The organism is Hamadaea sp. (genome assembly GCF_013362815.1).
In the GTDB taxonomy this organism is placed as follows: Bacteria; Actinomycetota; Actinomycetes; order Mycobacteriales; family Micromonosporaceae; genus Hamadaea.
Window position 1 is genome coordinate 570895 of record NZ_JABFVK010000013.1, and the last position, 19337, is coordinate 590231.

Here is a 19337-nt window from a genome sequence, read left to right on the forward strand (position 1 = left end):
AGCACGGTGGGGGCCGTCGGTCGGACGGCCCCCGCGACTGTGCTGGTCAGGAGGCGTACGTCTCGAATTCGCCGACTCGGGGCGTCGCGCTCGAACTGGTGATCCGGAAGACGACCTTGGTCATCGAAGTGGCGGTGAAGGTGATGGTGCCCGCGCCGCTGCCCGACTTCAGGACTGCGCCGGTGTCGTTGTTGATGAGCTGCCAGGACCCGATGGCTCCGACGCCGCCGGAGGCCTCCCGGATGACGACTCGCGAGATGGTCTTGGCGGTGCTCCACTTGATCGCGATGTCGCCGGTCGACCCGGCGGGTGACCAGTAGGTGCTCATGTTGGCGTCCCGGACGTTGCCGTAGCTCGTCCCGTCGGCCTTGCTCGACCCGTCCGAACCCGCGCCGATGCTGAGGTTGGTCCCGCTCGGCGAGCTGGTGGGCGAGCTGGTGGGAGAGGTGGTCGGCGACGCCGACGCGGTGGGTGACGGCGTCGCGGAGCGACTCGGGGAAGCCGTCGGAGACTGCGCGCTGCAGCTGCCGTTGGACTCCAGCAGACCCTTGTTCGCCCCCGCAGTCTGGCTGACGATGCTGGGTACGCAGCTGGCCGCGTCGAGCTGGTACGCGTACGGGATGCTCACCGTGGTGGTGGACGGCATACCGGGGCCGGCCGGGTTGGTCTCGCTGTCCGGGCTCGACCACGTCACGTTGTCGAGGATGTTGCCGCTGGCCTGCCAGGTGCCGGCTGCGCTGGTGTAGAACGTGCCCAGGACGTCGTGCGAGTCCTTGAAGTAGTTGTTCTCCACCTTCGCCTTGGCGCCGGCCCGGGAGTTGATGCCGGACTCGTTCAGGCTCACGTAGGAGTTGTTGTAGATGTGCGCGATGCCGCCCCGCAGCAACGGCGTACGCGAGTCGATGTTGGTGTACAGGTTGTGGTGGAACGTGACGAAGCCATTGGTCGTGTCGGTCTCGCTCGACCCGATGAGCCCACCACGTCCGGAGTTCCGCAGGATGCTGTAGGACAGCGTCACGTACTGGGTGTTGTCCTTCATGTCGAACAATCCGTCGAAGCCCTCGGCCTCACCGCCCGATGCCTCCAGGGTGGCGTGGTCGACCCAGATGTTGCGGACGTCGGTCTCCATGCCGATGGCGTCGCCGCCGTTCGAGGTGGGCGAACCGGACTTCTTGACGTTGCGTACCGTCACGTTGCGGATGATGATGTTGCGCGACTCTCGGATGTGGATGCCCAGCTGGTCGAAGATCGCGCCACTGCCGACGCCGATGATCGTGACGTTGCTGATCTGCTTCAGCTCGATCTTGTCGGCCGCGGTGTTGCAACTCGCGCCGGAGACCTGGGTCGTGTTGCCGTGGTTGATCGTGCCCTCGACCTCGATGATGATCGGGGTGCTGCTGCTGGCGCGGTTGCAGAGCGCGGCGTGGATGGCGGTGCCGGTGGTGGCGCGTACGGTCTGCCCGCCCGCTCCGCCGGTGGTTCCGCCGTTCTGGGTCGCGTAACCCGTGGCGGCGCCGGTGGCGGCGGACGCCTGAAGCATCGGCAGGGCCACCCCGGCAGCAGCGGCGGCCAGCGAGGCGGCGGCGGCCGCGAGCCAACGCCATGCGATCGGTCGTTTCATTCCTGTCTCGCCTTCGTAGCGGGTGGACTGCGGAGGGCACCCGGGGCAGGGTGGTCATACCGCAGGGGGAAAGCGCTTTCCGGCAGCTGGACGATATCGGCGCATGTGAAAACGTGTCAACGAATTGCGGGAATCCTGCAACAAACCTGCACATGGCCCGATGGTCGCATCGATTATTCGCACTATCGGACGTCAGAATGTCAGGACAATGAGTTGACATCGCGCTTGTGGGCTAGAAACCTAGCCACGTAAGCACTCGGGTCTTGGGGAGGAGTTCGAGGATGCGGACGGTCAGCCACGACCTCGTCACCGTCGGCCGGATCGGGATCGACCTGTACCCGCTGCGATCGGGCGTACCACTGTCCGAGGTGGACACGTTCGCCCGGTTCCTCGGCGGCAGTGCGACCAACGTCGCCGTGGCGGCGGCCCGGCTCGGGCTGCGCTCGGCCGTCGTCTCGCGTACCGGGGACGATCCGTTCGCGGGGTTCGTCCACACCGCCCTGCGCGGCTACGGCGTAGACGACTCCTTCGTCACCCCGGTCGAGGGCCGGAAGACCCCGATCACCTTCTGCGAGATCTTCCCGCCCGACGACTTCCCCATCGTCTTCTATCGCGATCACGCTCCGGACCTGGTGATCCGCCCGGAGGAACTCGACGCCGACGCCCTGGGCGCGGCCCGGATCGTCTGGCTGACCGGCACCGGGCTCTCGGCCGAACCGAGCCGGTCCGCGCACGCGGCGATCCTCGGTCTGCGCCGGGGGAACGCCGGGGAGACTGTGCTCGACTTGGACTACCGCCCCATGCTGTGGCCGGATCGTGCCACCGCCGAGCGGGAGGTACGCCAGGCGCTGGCCGCCGGTGCGGTCACCGTCGCGGTCGGCAACCGCGAGGAATGCGAAGTCGCGACCGGGCGGAGCGATCCCGATCAAGCCGCGGACGTGCTCCTCGGACACGGCGTACGCCTTGCGATCGTCAAGCTGGGCCCGGCCGGGGTGCTGGCGAAGACGTCCGTCGGGCAGCGTCTCGTGGTGCCGCCCCGCCCGGTCGAGGTGGTCAACGGGCTCGGTGCCGGGGACGCCTTCGGCGGCGCGCTCTGCCTCGGGCTGCTCCGGGGCTGGCCGCTCGACGAGACCCTGCGCTTCGCCAACGCCGCCGGTGCCTACGTCGCCGCCCGATTGGCCTGCTCCGACGCCATGCCCACCACCGACGAGGTGTACCAGTTGATGGGAGAGACCCGATGAGCTCCGACGACGAGATCCGGTCGCTGGTCCGGCAACGTGCCGGGCGGCCGGAGCAGGTGGCCGAGGCCGCCGCCGGTCGCCGCCGCCCGGTGGGCTGGGGTGAGCAGCGGCTGATGATCATCGCTGCCGATCACCCGGCGCGCGGCGCGATCGGCGTACGCGATCGGCCGGACGCGATGGCGAGCCGGGTGGATCTGCTGCGGCGGCTGCGGACGGCGTTGTCCCGGCCCGGCGTGCACGGTGTGGTCGGCACCGCCGACATCGTCGAGGACCTGCTGCTCATGGGCGAGCTCGACGACCGGCTCGTGATCGGTTCGATGAACCGGGGCGGGCTGACGGGCACCGTGTTCGAACTGGACGACCGGTTCACCGGCTACGACGCCCGGACGATCGCCGAAATGGGGTTCGACGGCGGCAAGATGCTGTGCCGCATCGATCCCGGCGACCCGGGCACCGCCAGCACCTTGGAGTCCTGCGGCCGGGCGGTCACCGAACTGGCCCGGCTGAAGATGATGGCGATGGTGGAACCGCTGCCCGTGCGGCGGGCCGACGGCCGGGCGGTGCTGGACGCCGATCCGGACGCGCTCATCCGTGCTATCGGCGTCGGGCAGGCGCTCGGGGCGTCGTCGGCGTACACCTGGCTCAAACTGCCCGTGGTCGAGGACATGGACCGCGTGCTGGAGGCCACGACGCTGCCCGTCCTGTTGCTCGGCGGCGACTCCGGCGGTGAGCAGACCTATAACGCCTGGCAGAAGACGCTGACCAACCCCGGCGTCCGCGGCTTGGTCGTGGGGCGCGCGCTGCTCTATCCGCCGGACGACGACGTCGCGGCCGCAGTCGACGCCGCTGCGGCGATGGTGCGGTGAGCGCCGTGTACCTGCCGATCGGTTCCGCCTCGGGCGGCTCGCAGACGCCGGTCGCCATCACCCCCGAGCGGGCCGGCTGGACCTATTGCGGCCTGCGGATCGTCGAGTTCACCGGCTCGTTCAGCCTGTCGACCGGCGGCGACGAGATGCTCGTCGTGCCGCTGTCCGGCGGCTGCGAGGTCGTCTGCGATGGCTCCACTGTGGAGCTCGAGGGCCGCGCCGACGTCTTCGCCCGCGTCACCGACTTCGCGTACCTGCCCATCCAGGCCGAGGTCACGCTCCGGTCCGCGGGCCCGGTCCGGCTCGCGCTTCCGTCGGCCCGGGCGGCCCGGCGGCTGCCTTTCCGGCATGCCAAGGCCGAAGACATTCCCATAGAGGTACGCGGAGCGGGGCCGGCGAGTCGGCAAGTCACGAACTTCTGCGCTCCGGAAGCCTTCGAGTGCGACAAGTTGGTGGCGGTCGAGGTGCTGACGCCCGGCGGCAACTGGTCGTCGTATCCGCCGCACAAGCACGACGCCGAAGGACCGGGCGAAGCCGTGCTGGAGGAGATCTACTACTTCGAGACGCCGGGGCTGGCGTACCAGCGGGTCTACGGCACCACCGAAGTGCTGGCGGAGGTGTCGACCGGCGACGTCGTCCTGGTGCCCGACGGGTACCACGGCCCTTCGATGGCCGCCCCCGGCTTCGACCTCTACTACCTCAACGTCCTCGCCGGACCCGCCCCGGTACGCACGATGGCGTGCACCGACGATCCGGCGTACCACTGGATCCGGGAATCGTGGCGGGAGCAGGGGATCGACCCCCGGACGCCGATGACGTCACATCGAGGGAGGCTTTCATGAGGATGACGGTGGCGCAGGCGACGGTCGCCTTTCTGGCCAGCCAGTTCACCGAGCGCGACGGCGTACGGCGGCGGTTGATCGCCGGGACGTTCGGCATCTTCGGCCACGGCAACGTCGCCGGGCTCGGCCAGGCGCTTCTGCAAGCCGGTCCGGCGATGCCCTATCACCAGGCGCGCAACGAGCAGGCGATGGTGCACACCGGCGCCGCGTACGCCCGTGCCTCGCTGCGTACGTCGACCTTCGCGTGCACGACGTCGATCGGGCCGGGTGCGACCAACCTCGTGACCGGAGCCGCACTGGCCACCGTCAACCGGCTGCCGGTGCTGCTCCTGCCGAGCGACGTCTTCGCCACCCGGGTCGCGAGCCCGGTCCTGCAGGAACTTGAGGACCCGCGATCGTTCGACGTGAGCGTCAACGACACACTCCGTCCGGTCAGCCGTTACTGGGATCGGATCAACCGACCGGAGCAGCTGCCCGCCGCGCTGCTGGCGGCGTGCCGGGTGCTGACCGATCCGGCCGAGACCGGGGCGGTCACCGTCTGCCTGCCGCAGGACGTGCAGGCCGAGGCGTACGACTTCCCGGACGAGCTGTTCCGGACCCGGGTGTGGCGGATCAGGCGGCCCCGGCCAGATGCGACCGCTCTTCGCGACGCCGCCGAGCTGCTGCGGTCCGCCGAACGCCCGGTGATCATCGCCGGTGGCGGAGTCGTCTACAGCGCCGCCTCCGAGGAGCTGGCCGCCTTCGCCGAGGCGACCGGCATCCCGGTGGTGGAGACGCAGGCCGGCAAGGGTTCGCTGCCGCACGGCCGGCCGATGCTCGCCGGATCGGTCGGCGTCACCGGATCGGATGCGGCCAACGCCCTGGTACGCGCCGCCGACGTGGTCTTCGGGGTCGGCACCCGGTTCAGCGACTTCACCACCGCGTCGCGAACTCTGTTCGCCGATCCGGCCGTACGCTTCGTCACCCTCAACGTCTGCGGCTTCGACGCGTACAAGTTGAGTTCTTCGGTGCCATTGGTGGGTGACGCGCGCGTGGGTCTGGCGGAACTGCGGACACTGCTCGAAGGCTGGACCGCGCCCAAGCGGAGCTGGCGCGACGGCGTGGCGAACTGGGAGGCACGCATCGACGCGGGCCGCGCGACGGCGGGTCCGCTGACCCAGACCCAGGTGATCGGCGTGGTCAACGACGCGGCCGAGCCGGCGGACATCATGGTGTGCGCGGCCGGGTCGATGCCCGGCGACCTGCATCGGCAGTGGCGCGCGGCGCGGCCGGGGCAGTACCACGTCGAGTACGGCTATTCGTGCATGGGCTACGAGATCGCGGGCGGGCTGGGCGCGAAGCTCGCCGCCCCCGACGCCGAGGTGTTCGTGCTGGTCGGCGACGGTTCCTACCTGATGATGGCGCAGGAGCTGGCGACCGCCGTCGCGGAGAACATCAAGCTGACCGTCGTCCTGGTCGACAACCGCGGCTTCGCGTCGATCGGCGCGTTGTCGCAGAGCGTCGGTGGCGAGCGGCTCGGGACGTCCTACGGCTATCGCTCGCCCACGGGCGGGTTCGACGGCGGCGACCTGCCGGTCGACCTGGCCGCCAACGCGGCGAGCCTGGGCGCGGCGGTGCTCGTCGCGACCACTGTGGACGAACTGCGATCGGCGCTGGACAAGGCGCGGCAGTCCGATCGCACGACGGTCGTGTACGCCCGCACGGCGCTCATCGGCGATCCCGCTCCCAGCTCGGACGCCTGGTGGGACGTGCCGGTGGCGCAGACCGGGTCGACGCCCTCGCTGCCCGAGGCGCAGGCCGCCTACCGGACCGGCAAGGCGAGCCAGCGCGGTCACTACTGAAGCAGGTCGCTTCGCCGACCGGCCGCCGGTGTCACGCCGGCGGCCGGTGCTCTTCGCGTACGCCGGGATCAGGCCGCCGCGGCCGAGCGGAAGACCGGGTAGTAACCACCGGACTGCCCGCTGGCGAACGGGTGGTAGGAGACGCTGAGTTCGGCGAAGTTGAGCGCATGCAGCCACTTGTCACCGCTGCACAACTGGTGCCCGACGAAGATCGACCGCACATCGGCGAACACGAATCCGCTCGCCTGCGCGGCCGTCTTGGTGATGTTGTCGATGAGGTTGATGCCCTCGTCGATCTTCGCGTGCGAGGTCGCGCTCAATCCGACGCAGAACGTGTTGAGCTGGTAGAACACCGGGTAGGACAGCACGACGACCTTGGCGTTCGGCGCCTTGGCCCGGATCTTGCCGTACAGCGTGGTCAGCAGCCCGTTGAGCGTCGAGTTCGCCTTGTCCTCCGCGGCCTGTACGGACGCCACGCATTCGGTGGTCCCGTACAGCGCGCAGGTTCGCATGATGGTGGAAAAGCCCATGTCGTTGCCGCCAATGGTGATGCTGACCAGCGTCGTGGTGCTGCTCAACGCGGACAGCTGGCTGCTGGCGACGGTCGACGTGGTCGCGCCGGAGCAGGCGACCGACACATAGGACGCCGGGGCGTTGGCCGCCGCCCAGAGCGCGGAGTACGCGTTCGTGCTGCGCTGGCACGAGCCGCTTTCGGCGGTGTAGCTGCCGGCGCCGACGCCGGAGGAGTAGGAGTCGCCGAGGGCGACGTAACGGACGGTGGACGCCGCGTTGGCGGGGGTGGCCACGAGGCCGACCAGCACTGTGAGGGTGGTTGCGAGGCTGGCCGTCAGCGTGAGCAGACGCGATCGAGTCAAGGGGGCCTCCGGGTCGGGGGTGAACTCGGTGGTACTCGGTCGCATATAGATATCAATAAACGCGCCAGTTGGGAAGATCGTGATGCGCAAGGAGTGACGCGTCGCGTGCTTGAATGAGACCGTGGGCGGAGCGGTAGAACCGGAGAACCGGGAACCTTCACTGGCGGAACGCGTACCGCCGTCGCTGGTCTTCCGGTGGGCCGTCGCGGCCGCCGCGGGCGCCGTCGCCGTCGCGGCCGTCGTGCTCGGCCTCTACACCGTCCGCAACATCCTCGTGCTGGTGCTGATCGCGCTGTTCGTCGCGGTCAGTCTCGACCCGGCCGTCCGCTGGATGGTACGCAAGGGGCTGCGCCGCAGCTGGGCGGTCAGCATCGTGGTGCTGCTGCTGGTCGCGCTGTTCGGCTTGTTCGTGTGGTCGATCGTGCCGCCCGTCGTCGACCAGAGCGGGACGTTGCTGCAACGGCTGCCCGGCTACGTGCAGACGCTGTCGGAGAAGTCGCGGGCCATCCAGGAGGTCACCGACCGGTACAACCTGACGGATCGGCTGACGGCGCTGGCCGGCGAGCTGCCCGGACGGCTGGCCAACGGCGCGCTCGGCTTCGTCCAGAAGCTCTTCGGGACGATCGCCGCCGCGCTGACCGTGCTGGTCCTGGCGATCTACTTCATGGCGGACATGCCCCGGCTGCAACGGGGCGTCGTGCGGCTGTTCCCGCCGGCCCATCGCGCGCGGGGTGCGAACATCGTCTCCGTCGTGGTCGACAAGGTCGGCGGCTACATGATCGGCAACATCGTCATCTCGCTCATCGCCGGAGTGGTGTCGTTCATCTGCTTCCAAGCCGTCGGCGTCCCGTACGCCGTCCCACTGGCGGTCACGGTCGCCATCACCGACCTCATCCCGATGATCGGCGCCTCTCTCGGGGCGGTGATCGGCGTCGGGGTGTCTCTGCTGACGGTCGGGCTCTGGCCACGCTCGATCATCGTGCTGATCTTCTTCATCGCGTACCAGCAGTTCGAGAACTATGTGATCCAGCCCCGGGTGATGCGCAACGCCGTCGACCTGTCCGCCGTGGCGGTGCTGGTGGTGGCGCTCGTCGGCGGGACCGTGCTCGGCCTCGTCGGCGCGCTCATGGCGATCCCGATCGCCGCCGCCGTCAAGGTCGTGCTCACGCCGATGGTCGCCGGGGACGAGCTGTCCGACGACGAGGAGCCGGAGACCGCGGTCAGCTGACCGCCCGGGTCACTGGCCGACGCGGCCGTCGATCCGTTCGCGCAGCAGGTCGACGTGGCCCATGTGGCGGGCGTACTCCTCGACCATGCCGAGCACGACGTCCCGATAGGACAGCGAGCCACCGCCGCTGCCGTGCTTGTTCTCGGGATCGTCGACGATCGCGTCGAGGCTCGGCGCGTCGGCGAGGAACCGGGTGGAGAACTCGACCTCGGCTCGCCACGTCGCCCAGGCCTCGGCTACCACCTCGGGGTCGGCGACCGCGCCGTCGAAGTCGCCGTCACGGTTGGTCTCGGAGCAGTACAACTTCGGCACGTCCTGCCCGGCGAGCAGTACGCGGAACGTCCCGCGCTCCATCTCGGCGAGGTGCCGCACGAGCCCGAGCAGCGACATCGTCGAGGGCTCGACCGAGCGCCGGGCCATCTGCCCGGCGTCGAGACCGGCGCACTTCAGCTCCAAGGTGAGGCGTTGACAGCGCAACGACTCGGCCAGCGTGGTGCGCTCGTCGGCCATCGCGGGGCCGTGCTCGCGGGGATCGTCGTCGGAAGGCCGGCCGTCGGAGGTGAACATGTCGGCCCGTCGCATCGAGGTCATGTCGCCATCGTGGGCCGGGCGTTGTGCGTATAACAACCGAATTTATCCGAGACGCCGCGCGGCATTGACGAGGCCGACGTGGCTGAAGGCCTGCGGCGTGTTGCCGAGCTGGCGCTTCGCGGCCGGATCGTACTCCTCGGCGAGGATGCCCAGGTCGTTGCGGAGCGTGAGCAATCGCTCGAACAACTCCACCGCCTCGCGGTCGCGGCCGATGCCGGACAGCGCCTCGGCGAGCCAGAAGGTGCATGCGATGAACGCGCCCTCGGTGCCGGGCAGGCCGTCCACGCCGCCGTCGGCCCGGGGGTCGTAGCGCAGCAGGAAGCCGTCGTGACTGAGCTCGCGCTGCAACGCGTCCACCGTCCCGGCGATGCGCGGGTCGTCCCACGGCAGGAAGCCGACGCGGGGCATGAGCAGGAGCGCGGCGTCGAGCCCGCGCGAGCCGTAGAACTGCGTGAACGTGTTGCGCGCTGAGTCGAAGCCGCGCTCGCAGACCTCGGCGTGAACGGCGTCGCGGGCGGCCCGCCACCGATCCGCGTCGCCCGGCAGCCCGAACTTCTCCACGGCCTGGACCGCGCGGTCGAAACCGGCCCACGCCATCACCTTCGAGTGGACGAAATGCCGCCGGTCGCCGCGGACCTCCCACAAGCCGTTGTCCGGCTCGTCCCAATGGCTTTCGAGGTAGTCCAGCAGCGCCCGTTGCAGGTCCCAGGCCTCGTCGGTCGCGCCCATGCCCACCGCGCGTGACTGGTGCAGCCCATCGAGGACCTCGCCCCACACGTCCAGCTGGAATTGGCTCGACGCGGCGTTGCCGACGCGTACGGGGGACGACCGTTCGTAGCCGGGCAACCAGTCCAACGTGTACTCGGTGAGTCGGCGGGTACCGTCGATCCCGTACATGATCTGCAGATCGGCCGGATCGCCGGCGGCCGCCCGCAGCAGCCACTCGCGCCAGGCCTTGGCCTCCGCGACGAACCCCGTCCCGAGCAGGGCCTGCAAGGTGAACGTCGCGTCGCGGAGCCAGCAGTAGCGGTAGTCCCAGTTCCGGGGACCGCCCGGCTGCTCCGGCAACGACGTCGTGGCCGCGGCGAGGATGCCACCGGTCGGGGCGTAGGTCAGCGCCTTGAGCAGAATCAGCGACCGGCGTACGGGCTCCTGCCAGCGCCCGGTGTAACGGAAGCGCGCCATCCAGTCCGCCCAGAACTGCTCGGTGTCGGCCAGCGCCCGGTACGGATCGACGTGCTTGGGCCGGGGCTCATGCGACGGCCGGTAGGTCAGCACGAAGGGCACCCGCTGGCCGGCGCTCACGGTGAACTCCGCGTAGCTCGTGAAGTCCTCGCCGTGCACCACGACCGGGCTGCTCAGCCAGGCGGCGTCCGGTCCGGCGATGGCCGCCAGCTGACCGTCGAGGTGGCGTACCCAGGGGACGATGCGGCCGTAGTCGAAGCGCAGGCGCAGCGCCATCTTCATCGGTACGCTGCCGCTGACGCCCTCCACGATCCGGACGACGTCGGCCGCCTCGCCGCGCGGCGGCATGAAGTCGACCACCCGGACCGTGCCGCCCGCCGACTCCCACTCCGACTCGAGGATGAGCGAATCGCCGCGATAGCGCCGTCGCTGCGCCGGGCCGCCGTCCGCCGGAGCCAGCCGCCAGAACCCGGCGGGCTCCCCGCCGAGCAGCGCGGCGAAGCACGCCGGGGCGTCGAACCGCGGCAGGCACAGCCAGTCGACCGAACCGTCCCGACCGACGAGCGCGGCGGTGTGCAGATCCCCGACAAGCCCGTAATCCTCGATACGCTGCGGCATGTCCCCATGATCCCCCTCCGTCGCCCGGCGCGGCGGTGCACGACGCGGTGTCGGCACGACATCGACGGTTCGTCCCATCGTCGACCGGGTCCGGTCGGTCACGGATCGAGGTTCTTCGGCGGAGGTCGCCGGGCCCATCACCAGGCATCCTCGTACGCGTGCCCCAGCTCAAACTCGGCGCGGTGCTGCGCGCCATGCAGACCGCGTACGCCGATCTCATCCGCGACTTCATCACCGACCGCGTCCGTAGCCGGACCGGCCGACTCCTGTTCGCCCTCGTCGTGCTGATCGTCGGCGCTCTGACCGGCGGGAACGTCCTCGTCCAGGGGTACGCCGAAGGCAGCGCCCTCGTTCGTGTCGTCGCTGTGGTCGCCGCCGCTTCGTGGGTGCTCGGGTTCGGGCATACCGCTGCGCTGATCGCTCGGCGGTAGGTCCTCGCGCGCTCGTCTCTGCGCGTTACCCGTGGCGTCCAGCCCCGTGTTGTGCGTTATCCGGGATAACGTGCCTATTCCGCGCGGGATAACCGCGATGTCCCGGGATAACGCGACGGCACCGGGCACCGCAGCACCTGGGATAACGCGACGGCAGCTGGGTAGCCAAGCGGGCACACGACACGTTTCGGGCATCAAGGACAACGCAGGTTAGCCGGGCGGCGTGGCAGGGTAGTCGAGCGATCCGGAAGTGCCCGCCGACGGGAAGGACGGCATGCCCGACTCTGATGACCGCCCGCTCCTGGACCGGCACCGGGTGCGTTTCGACGGCCCGTTCACCTCGGCGGATCTGGAGCCCATCCGGCGTCGGCTCGACGCGGAGTGCGCGGGGTGGGGCGTACCGGCCCGGTTCCGTTCGGTGCTCGAGCTCGTCGCGACCGAGCTCGTGGCCAACATCGTGGTGCACTGCGAGGGCGAAGGCCGCCTGCAGGTCTCCCTCTATCGCGGACGGCTCATCTGCCAGGCGCTCGACCAGGGTCCGGGCATACCTCGGAGTCATCGGGCGGGCTGGCGGCCGCCGTCGCCGTCCGCACCGGGCGGCCGCGGGCTCTGGCTGGCCCGCGTCTTCGCCGATCGGTTCGCCGTGGACTCCAGTCCGCTCGGCACCACGGTCACCGCGGTGATCGACGTACGCGGAACGATGTCCACGCAATCACCAAGTTGAGGTAGTGATCAAACACGTTAGGGTGTAGCGATGTTGAGCGTCGAGATCTCCGGCGATGCCGCCGTGACCAGGGTCGCCCTGGCCGGCGAGCTCGACCTGGCATCGAAGGCGCTGTTCGCGCAGGCCGTGCGCGAAGCGCCCGCGGAAATCGTGGAACTGGACCTCGCCGCGCTGACCTACTGTGATTCGGCGGGGATCGGCGCCCTCGTGGCGGCGCAACGGCTGGCGCGCGACGACGGCCGCGCCCTCTACGTCGTCAACGTACGCGGGATGGTGCAGACGGTGCTGCAGGTGTCCGGCGTACTCACCGAATTGACGCAGCGCGCCTAGGTCTGCTCGACCGGGCACCACCAGGTGGTGCGGGTTCCCACGACGCCGACCTGCAACGCGGCTCCGCAGCGGGGGCAGGTGCCACCGGCCCGGCGCGCCGGAATGAACGACAGCGTATGCACACCGCCGTTGGCGAGGCTGTCGGCGACGGACTCGCGTACGGCGTCGTAGAGGCGGTCGACGTCGTCGGTGGACAGCTCGTCGACCGGTCGCGACGGCCGGATCCGGGCGGTCCACAACGCCTGGTCGGCCAGCAGGTTGCCGACTCCGGCCAGCGCCTCCTGATCCAGCAGCCGCGCCTTGACGGGTGCGGTCCCACGGTGCATCGCCGACTGGAACTCCTCCCGGGTGACCACCGCGGCGTCCGGCCCGAGCTTCTCGACCGGCGGATCGAGGCGTACGCGGCCCAGCCGTCGCGGGTCGACCAGGACGAGGAAGCCGCCGTCGGTAAAGGAGAGCCGGAATCGGCTGAACCGCAGGTCGCCGGGCTTGCGGCCACGTTCCCAGTAGTCGCCGCCGTCCACCTCGGACCCGTTCGCCTTCCCGACGACGATCTTGCCGGACATGCCCAGATGGAAGCCGAGCAGCGGACCTGGTTTACGGGAACGGCCGACTCCCGTGGTCTCACACCACATGCTCTTGCCCCGGCGATGGACTGCCGACAGCCGCCGGCCCAGCAATGCCGACCGGATCTCGCCCGGCGTATGCGGCCGGCACACGTAGGTGTCGGAGTCGTCGACCTCTTCGATCACCCGGCGGAGTGCGTACTGGTCGATGATCCTGCGGGCGGATTCGACCTCCGGCAATTCGGGCATGTGCCCAAAAATAGCGGGTGCCGCCCGCTGGCTCACGAGCGGCACCCGCTGGTGCTTCCGATCGGGTCAGTGGCGGCCGGGTTCGAACCGCCGGAGCGCGAACCGCGCCGCGACCAGCAGAACAACGATGTGCAGCAGCAGGACGGCGACAGCCCGCCACCAGTTGAACGGTGTCGGCGCCCAGATCGCCTCCGGGAACGGGAACCCGACCAGGTTGGTCGTGGCCGCTCCGGCGGCGAAGCCCCACCGTGACGGGTCGATCGCCGAGATGATCTCCAGGGCGCGCTGGCCGCTGATCTCGAACAGGCCACCCGAGAGAACCAGCTGGAACATCACGCTGACGACCAGGATCGGTGTCGTCTGCTCCGTTGTGCGTACCAGTGCGCTCGCGAGAAGGCCGAGGGACGTCGAAGCGATGGCGACAAGCGTGGCCGCCACCGTGATCTCGATCATCGGATCGCCGAGCACCAGCGCCGCGGGCGGCTTGGGCCGGTCGAACATCGCCAGGTAGACGAAGATCGCACACTGAACCGCGTCGATGATGAGGAAGACGACGACCTTGGACAGCAGGTAGGCGGTGGGGGACAGGCCGATAGCCCGTTCCCGCCGATAGATGGACTGCTCGTTGACGATCTCGCGGATCGCGACCGCCACGCCCATGAACGCCGCGCCGATCACGAACACGACGATCAGCCGTTGTCCCTCCAGCGCGAAGCCGTCCGGGTCCGCGCTCAGCCCCTTGTCGCCGGGCACCGCGCGGCTCAGCACCGCGAGCGCCAGCGGCAGGCCCAGCAGGAACGCGGCATACCCGCGGTCCGAGGCGATCACGGCGACCATTCGCCAGCACAGCGTCAGGAAAGCCCGCAGCGGCGCTCGCGGATGCCGAGCCCGCTGTGTCATGGACAGATCTTGTACGCCGGAAGGTGCGGTCTGCGTTGGTTTGGCGGCATCGGCGAACCGGGTCGTCTCCGCCTCCGGCGGACCGGCCTGTCGTGGCACTGAGGGGACCGTCACGGGTTCTTCGACGGCGACGGGCTCGGCAACCGGGGCGGGGTCCTCGACGGGAGCGGGTTCCGCAACCGGAGCAGTGGCCACGGTGACGAGTTCCCGGCGGGCGTCCTCGACGCGAGCGAGTTCCTGGGCCACCTCACCGATGTACCGGCGATAGACCTCGGAGTTGCGGAACTCCTGCGACCAACGGCGGGGCTCGTTGGTGACCTTGTGGAAGACATCGGCGTAGTCCTCCGCGCCGAAGAACGGCAGCACCTCGTCGGGCGGGCCGAAGAAGCCCATGTGACCGCCCATGCACATGACCAGGACGCGGTCGCAGATGTCCAGGTGCAGCACGCTGTGCGTGACCACCACGACGGTACGCCCACGGTCGGCGAGCAGCCGCAGCTCGCGCATGACCTCCTTGTCCAGGGCGGGGTCGAGGCCCGAGGTGGGCTCGTCCAGGGCCAGCAGGGACGGCTCGGTCAGCAGCTCCAGCGCGACCGAGGTTCGTTTGCGCTGGCCGCCGGAGAGCGTGTCGATCCGCTGCCGGGCGCGCTCGCGCAGACCGAGAAGCTCCAGCACATCGGCGACGCGTTGCTTGCGCTGCCTGCGCGGCACGTCGTCGGCGAACCGCAGCGAGGCCGAGAAGCGCAGCGCCCGCTGGACGGTCAGCTGCCGGTGCAGCACGTCGTCCTGCGGCACCATGCCGATGCGGTGACGCAGCTCGGAGTAGTGCTCGTAGAGGTCGCGCCCGTCGTACAGCAGCCCGCCCCGCGACGGCTTCTGGAAGCCGGTCATCGCCTTGACCAGGGTGGACTTGCCGCAGCCGCTCGGACCGATGATGCCCAGCAGAGTGCCCTGCTGCAACGCGAAGCTCACGTCGTCGAGCAGAGTCGCCTTGCCGACGTCCACGGTGATGTCGTCCGCGACGAAGGACGTCGGACCCTGGTCGTCGTGCTGGTACAGCCGGCTGCCGTCGAACAGGAACTCGTGCCGCCCGACGGTGAACCGGTCACCGGGCTTCAGGTCCCCCTTCTGGACGCGCCGTCCATTGTGGTGGATGCCGTTGGTGCTGCCCAGGTCCACCAGCTGATGCCCGGAGCCGACGCGCCGGATCTCCGCGTGCGAGCCGGAGACCCAAAGGTCCGGCAACACGATGTCGTTACCCGGATCGCGACCGATCCGGATTCTGCCCTTGTCGTCTAGCACTGCCACCGGTGTGAGGGCGTCGGTGCCAGCGTGGCCGCTCGAAGTCACCGGCCTATCATGCCGAAGCCGTCAAGCCCCCACCTTCACGCCTCCTCCCGGTCGGTCCGGCTCGATGCGGGCGTCAGCCCGCGAGGACCGGGCTCGACCGGCACAAATGGCTCGGCTCGGTCCGGCTCGATGCGGGCGTCAGCCCGCGAGGACCGGGCTCGACCGGCACAAATGGCTAGCCCAGGATCGCGGTGAGCTGCGCGGCGAACTCGGGCGCGTGCGCGGCGAAGCCGCCGTGGTCCCCGGCGAACTCGACCGGGGTCAGTCCCAAGTGGCCCGCGAGCACCTCGGCGCACCGCCGCGCGAACTGTCCCTCCGAGGCCACGCCGACGCCGACGACTATGCGTACCGGCGATGTGCGCAAGGCTTCGAGGTCGGGCACGAACGCCGTGGTCTGCCGGATCAGGTGACCGAAGAACACCTTGTTCGTGAACTCCATATGGGCCAGCTGTTCCGGCGACGGCTCCCAGCGCGGGACGTCGTCCTGCTGGCCCAGGCCGCCGAGTCCGGCGTACGTGAGGAACATGTTCAACGCCGGCATGCTGCCCTGCGCCAGATAGGTCTGGTAGATCTCCTCGAACTTCGCGTGCACTTCCGCCGAGTCGGGCAGCGTCTCGACGACCGGGGGCTCGTGGGCGACGAGCGTACGCACATCGCCCGGATGGGCGGTGATCAGCGCCAGCCCGACGACCGCGCCGCCGCTGCTGCCCAGATACTCGACCGGCCCGCCGCCGAGCGCCTCGATCAGCCGGTGGACGTCGTCGGCCTGCATCTCGGGGGTGATGTCCTCATCGGCGTCCTCGCGGGTGCTCTTGCCGATCCCCCGGGGGTCGTAAGTCACGACCGTGTGCCGGTCCGACATCACCTGGGCCAGCGGGGCGAAGCCGGTGCTGTCCATCGGCGAGCCGATGAGCAGCAGCAACGGGCCCTCGCCCTGGGTCTCGTAGTACAGCCGGGCGCCGGGGACATCGAGAAAGCTCATGGCTCGGACGCTACCCGCCCGGCGCGCCTCCCGCCCGCGACGACCTCGGCGCGGCGGCTCAACCCTGAACGGCGGCGGGTTCGCGTACGGGGATCGGCCGGGCGGCGACGGCTTTCGCGATGCGCTCGGCGTCACGACCGGCGCCCTGCACCATGCCCGACGAGAAGGCGTACAGGAAGTGCAGTCCGGTGAAGTAGAGCCCGGGGACCTCCGGCACGATGCCCCGAACGTGGCGGGGCTCCGTCCCGTCGAGGATCGGGATGTTCAGCCAGGAGAAGCCCGGCTGATAGCCGGTGCACCACACGACGTTCGCCGCCTGGATCACCTGGCCGTCTTCGAGCAGTGGTAGTCCATCTTGGACACCGGTCATCCGGGCCGTGCGGACCACACCCGCCGCCGCCAGCTCCTGCGGCCGAGTCCGGATCAGCGGCGCACCACCGGCGCGTGCCGTCCGGGCTTTGCGGCCGATCGGGGTCGCCACCGTCAGCAGCCGATGGAACACGAACCGGATGACGATGCGGCTCAGCAGCAGGCGGCTGAGCGTACCGCCGATGCGGAACGGCACGTGCCCGGTGTCCCGGCCGGCCAGGACGACTTCGTGCGTACGCGCGAGTTCGACGCCGATCTCGGCTCCCGAGTTGCCCGCCCCGACGATCAGCACCCGGCCGGCGCGCAGCTGCTCGGGATTGCGGTACGCCGACGAGTGCAGCTGGACGATCGCCGGATCGAGATCGGCGGCGTACGCGGGCAGCACGGGCTCCTGCATCGTCCCCATCGCGACGACGACGTTGTCCGCGGTGTACTGCCGAGGCCCGGCGTCGACGAGGAACCCGTCGCTGGTCTTGGTGACCCCGTCGACGCGTACGCCGGTCTGCACGTCCAACGCGAAGCGTTCGGCGTACGCCCGCAGGTAGTCGGCCATCTGGTCCTTGGTGGGGAAGGAGAACCCGGGAGCGGGGAACGCCATTCCGGGCAGGGAGTCGTAGCGGGCCGGTGTGAACAGCCGCAGCGAGTCCCAGCGCTCCCGCCAGACCTCGCCGACCTCGTCGTGCGCGTCGACGATGAGGAACGGCCGGCCGAGCCGGCGCAGGTGGTATCCGGTGGACAGACCGGCCTGACCGGCCCCGATGATCAGTGTCTCGACATGATTCGTACCCATGCCCCGACGCTATGAGCGACGGTTGCCTCCGCGCTTCGGCAGAATCCCGCATGCCGCCGCGTACGCGCTGAGGGAAATCCCTCAGGACACCAAGTGCTGCTGGAAGGCGTACGCCGTCGCAGCGGCCCGCGACGAGACGCCGATCTTGGTGAAGACGTTGCTTAGATGGCGCTCTACCGTCTTCTCCGACAGCGACAGCTCCCGCGCGACGGCGCTGTTCGTCTTGCCGGTCGCCACCAGCCGCAGCACTTGGAGCTCGCGAGCCGTCAGGCCGCTCGGCGCAGTCGGAGCGCCCAGGAGAGCGGCCACTCGATCGGCGTCGGGCCGGGCTCCGAGCTGGGCGAAGGCTGCCTCCGCAGCGGTCAGTTCGCCGATGGCGGTGTCTTCGTCGCCGAGCGCCCGGCAGGCCTGGGCGATCAGCACCCGGGCTCGGGCCGCCTCGTAGGGCACGTCGAGTTCACGCCACAATGCCGCCGCCGTCCGCAGGTCGGCCAACGCCGGTCCCGGTCGCTCTTCGGCGAGGAGGACTGCGCCTTGGGCGTACCGGACTTGGGCCCGCAGGGCCGGAGTGGCGTAAAGCTCGGCGATCCGGGCCAACTCGGCCGCCGCGTCCCGGGCGCTGGGGAGATCGTCGGCGGCCAGCTCCACCTCGACCTGGGCAGGCAGGAGGCGTACGCGACGCAGGCGGTCCGTCGTCTCGCCCAGGGCCCGGCGCAGCGCTGATCGTGCCGCGGCGAGGTCGCCCTGGGCCCAGCGCAGCAGCGCCAGCCCGGGACACGGGTCGTGGCCCCATTCCCCGGCGGCCCGATAAGCCTGCTCGGCTGCCTCGTAGTCGCCCCATCGGCGCAGCACTTCGGCCTGCTGATACCGCGCGCCGCCGCTCGACGTCACTTCCGGGGAGAGGGCGAGCCGATCACAGGCCCGCTCGGCCTCCTCGACCGCGCCGGGCCAGTCGCCGTGCAGCTGCCGCAGCTCGGCGCGGTGCACGAGACACCGCCCGGAGAACACGATCATGTTGTGGTGCTGGTCGAGCCAGCCGGTGAGCGCGTCGGTCCACTCCTGCGCCCGGCGGATCTCGGCCATCTCGCTGAACACCGAGATGACGACGCAGTAGACCGTCCCGGCGGCGATGGGGGAGATCTCGCGGCTCACCACGGCAAGCATCGCCTCGTCGAGGATCGGCACCGCCTCCGCCACCTCGCCGAGCCGGACCAGCGCGCCACCACACTGCGCCGAGGCCATCGCCAGGACGTCGGGATCACCGGCCCGCCGGCCGATCTCGACCGCCTGCCGGGCGAAACCGGCGCCGCGCTCGAACTCACCCGCCGCGTTGCTGCGAAACGCGTGGGCCGACAACACGAGGCCACGCTCGGCGCAATCAGGGCCGTCCTGCTCCAGCAACGCCTCGGCGCGGGCCAGCCAGGCGCTGGCCTGGCCGATCTCACCGCGGTTGCCCAGCGCGAAAGACATCCAGAAGGCGGCCCGCGCGGCTCGGCGCGTGTTGATCGATTTTTCCATCTCGTACGCCTGACGCAGCGCGTCGACGCAAGCCGAGACCTCGCCGCGCAGGTACGCCGCAGTGCCGAGCAGGTAGAGGTCGTCGGGGGCCAACGGTCGGGCCGCCGCAGCGCGGGCGAGCGAGGCGTACGCGTCGGCCCACACATGCCGGGCCGCCGCCGATCGACCCTCGACGAGGTCGCGGGCCGGGCCGGTCTGGTCGATCGCTGCCACGCGTACC

17 protein-coding genes are annotated in these 19337 nt (G+C 70.0%); 8 read left to right on the forward strand and 9 right to left on the reverse strand.

The features are described from left to right. Window positions 1-46 precede the first annotated feature (46 nt). Window positions 47-1621, reverse strand: coding sequence for a pectate lyase (locus HOV77_RS07545; RefSeq protein ID WP_290859441.1), 1575 nt, complete (start codon window positions 1619-1621; stop codon window positions 47-49). 281 nt (window positions 1622-1902) lie between these two features. Between HOV77_RS07545 and iolC the strand changes: the two genes are divergently transcribed. From iolC to iolD, 4 genes are read left to right on the forward strand one after another with little or no spacing between them, the layout of a single operon-like run. Beyond that, window positions 1903-2862 (forward strand): 5-dehydro-2-deoxygluconokinase, encoded by a 960-nt coding sequence (gene iolC, locus HOV77_RS07550; protein ID WP_290859443.1) that lies wholly within the window; start codon window positions 1903-1905, stop codon window positions 2860-2862. Further along, window positions 2859-3728 carry an aldolase gene (locus HOV77_RS07555; protein WP_290859445.1) on the forward strand — a complete coding sequence of 290 codons (870 nt, stop codon included), beginning with the start codon at window positions 2859-2861 and terminating at the stop codon, window positions 3726-3728. Before iolC ends, HOV77_RS07555 begins: the two co-directional genes overlap by 4 nt. Further along, complete coding sequence (gene iolB, locus HOV77_RS07560) at window positions 3725-4570, forward strand: 5-deoxy-glucuronate isomerase (protein WP_290859447.1); 846 nt, start codon at window positions 3725-3727, stop codon at window positions 4568-4570. The genes HOV77_RS07555 and iolB overlap by 4 nt, the downstream gene beginning before the upstream one ends. Continuing rightward, window positions 4567-6411, forward strand: a complete 1845-nt coding sequence (iolD, locus tag HOV77_RS07565) for a 3D-(3,5/4)-trihydroxycyclohexane-1,2-dione acylhydrolase (decyclizing) (protein WP_290859450.1) — start codon at window positions 4567-4569, stop codon at window positions 6409-6411. Before iolB ends, iolD begins: the two co-directional genes overlap by 4 nt. A gap of 68 nt (window positions 6412-6479) precedes the next feature. On the opposite strand, the gene HOV77_RS07570 is transcribed toward iolD, so the two are convergent. Further along, window positions 6480-7331: an SGNH/GDSL hydrolase family protein gene (locus HOV77_RS07570; RefSeq protein WP_290859452.1), complete on the reverse strand. Its 852-nt coding sequence runs from the start codon at window positions 7329-7331 to the stop codon at window positions 6480-6482. A 76-nt stretch (window positions 7332-7407) separates the two neighbouring features. On the opposite strand from HOV77_RS07570, the gene HOV77_RS07575 reads away from it, so the two are divergent. Beyond that, window positions 7408-8514: an AI-2E family transporter gene (locus tag HOV77_RS07575; RefSeq protein WP_290859454.1), complete on the forward strand. Its 1107-nt coding sequence runs from the start codon at window positions 7408-7410 to the stop codon at window positions 8512-8514. Window positions 8515-8523: 9 nt separating this feature from the next. Here HOV77_RS07575 and HOV77_RS07580 read toward each other — a convergent pair whose 3' ends face one another. Then, window positions 8524-9105 (reverse strand): DinB family protein, encoded by a 582-nt coding sequence (locus HOV77_RS07580; RefSeq protein ID WP_290859456.1) that lies wholly within the window; start codon window positions 9103-9105, stop codon window positions 8524-8526. 42 nt (window positions 9106-9147) lie between these two features. Further along, complete coding sequence (locus HOV77_RS07585) at window positions 9148-10908, reverse strand: glycoside hydrolase family 15 protein (protein WP_290859458.1); 1761 nt, start codon at window positions 10906-10908, stop codon at window positions 9148-9150. A 158-nt stretch (window positions 10909-11066) separates the two neighbouring features. On the opposite strand from HOV77_RS07585, the gene HOV77_RS07590 reads away from it, so the two are divergent. From HOV77_RS07590 to HOV77_RS07600, 3 genes are all read left to right on the forward strand, one after another. Next, entirely contained in the window at window positions 11067-11339 is a 273-nt protein-coding gene (locus HOV77_RS07590) for a hypothetical protein (protein WP_290859461.1), read from the forward strand. A 274-nt stretch (window positions 11340-11613) separates the two neighbouring features. Further along, on the forward strand, window positions 11614-12063 hold the full coding sequence (locus tag HOV77_RS07595) for an ATP-binding protein (RefSeq protein WP_290859463.1): 450 nt from the start codon (window positions 11614-11616) through the stop codon (window positions 12061-12063). A 30-nt stretch (window positions 12064-12093) separates the two neighbouring features. Continuing rightward, window positions 12094-12393 carry an STAS domain-containing protein gene (locus HOV77_RS07600; protein WP_290859466.1) on the forward strand — a complete coding sequence of 100 codons (300 nt, stop codon included), beginning with the start codon at window positions 12094-12096 and terminating at the stop codon, window positions 12391-12393. On the opposite strand, the gene HOV77_RS07605 is transcribed toward HOV77_RS07600, so the two are convergent. From HOV77_RS07605 to HOV77_RS07625, 5 genes are all read right to left on the reverse strand, one after another. Further along, window positions 12390-13208, reverse strand: a complete 819-nt coding sequence (locus HOV77_RS07605; protein ID WP_290859468.1) for a DNA-formamidopyrimidine glycosylase family protein — start codon at window positions 13206-13208, stop codon at window positions 12390-12392. The genes HOV77_RS07600 and HOV77_RS07605 overlap by 4 nt on opposite strands. Window positions 13209-13274: 66 nt before the next feature. Further along, window positions 13275-15458 (reverse strand): ATP-binding cassette domain-containing protein, encoded by a 2184-nt coding sequence (locus HOV77_RS07610; protein ID WP_290859470.1) that lies wholly within the window; start codon window positions 15456-15458, stop codon window positions 13275-13277. A gap of 175 nt (window positions 15459-15633) precedes the next feature. Further along, a complete protein-coding gene (locus HOV77_RS07615; RefSeq protein WP_290859472.1) occupies window positions 15634-16440 on the reverse strand; it encodes an alpha/beta hydrolase in 807 nt (268 codons plus the stop codon). Window positions 16441-16498: 58 nt separating this feature from the next. After that, window positions 16499-17599: an NAD(P)/FAD-dependent oxidoreductase gene (locus HOV77_RS07620; RefSeq protein ID WP_290859474.1), complete on the reverse strand. Its 1101-nt coding sequence runs from the start codon at window positions 17597-17599 to the stop codon at window positions 16499-16501. An 81-nt stretch (window positions 17600-17680) separates the two neighbouring features. Further along, the gene (locus tag HOV77_RS07625) at window positions 17681-19330 is read right to left on the reverse strand and encodes a LuxR family transcriptional regulator (RefSeq protein WP_290859476.1); all 1650 of its coding nucleotides are present in this window, start codon (window positions 19328-19330) and stop codon (window positions 17681-17683) included. Window positions 19331-19337: the final 7 nt, after the last annotated feature.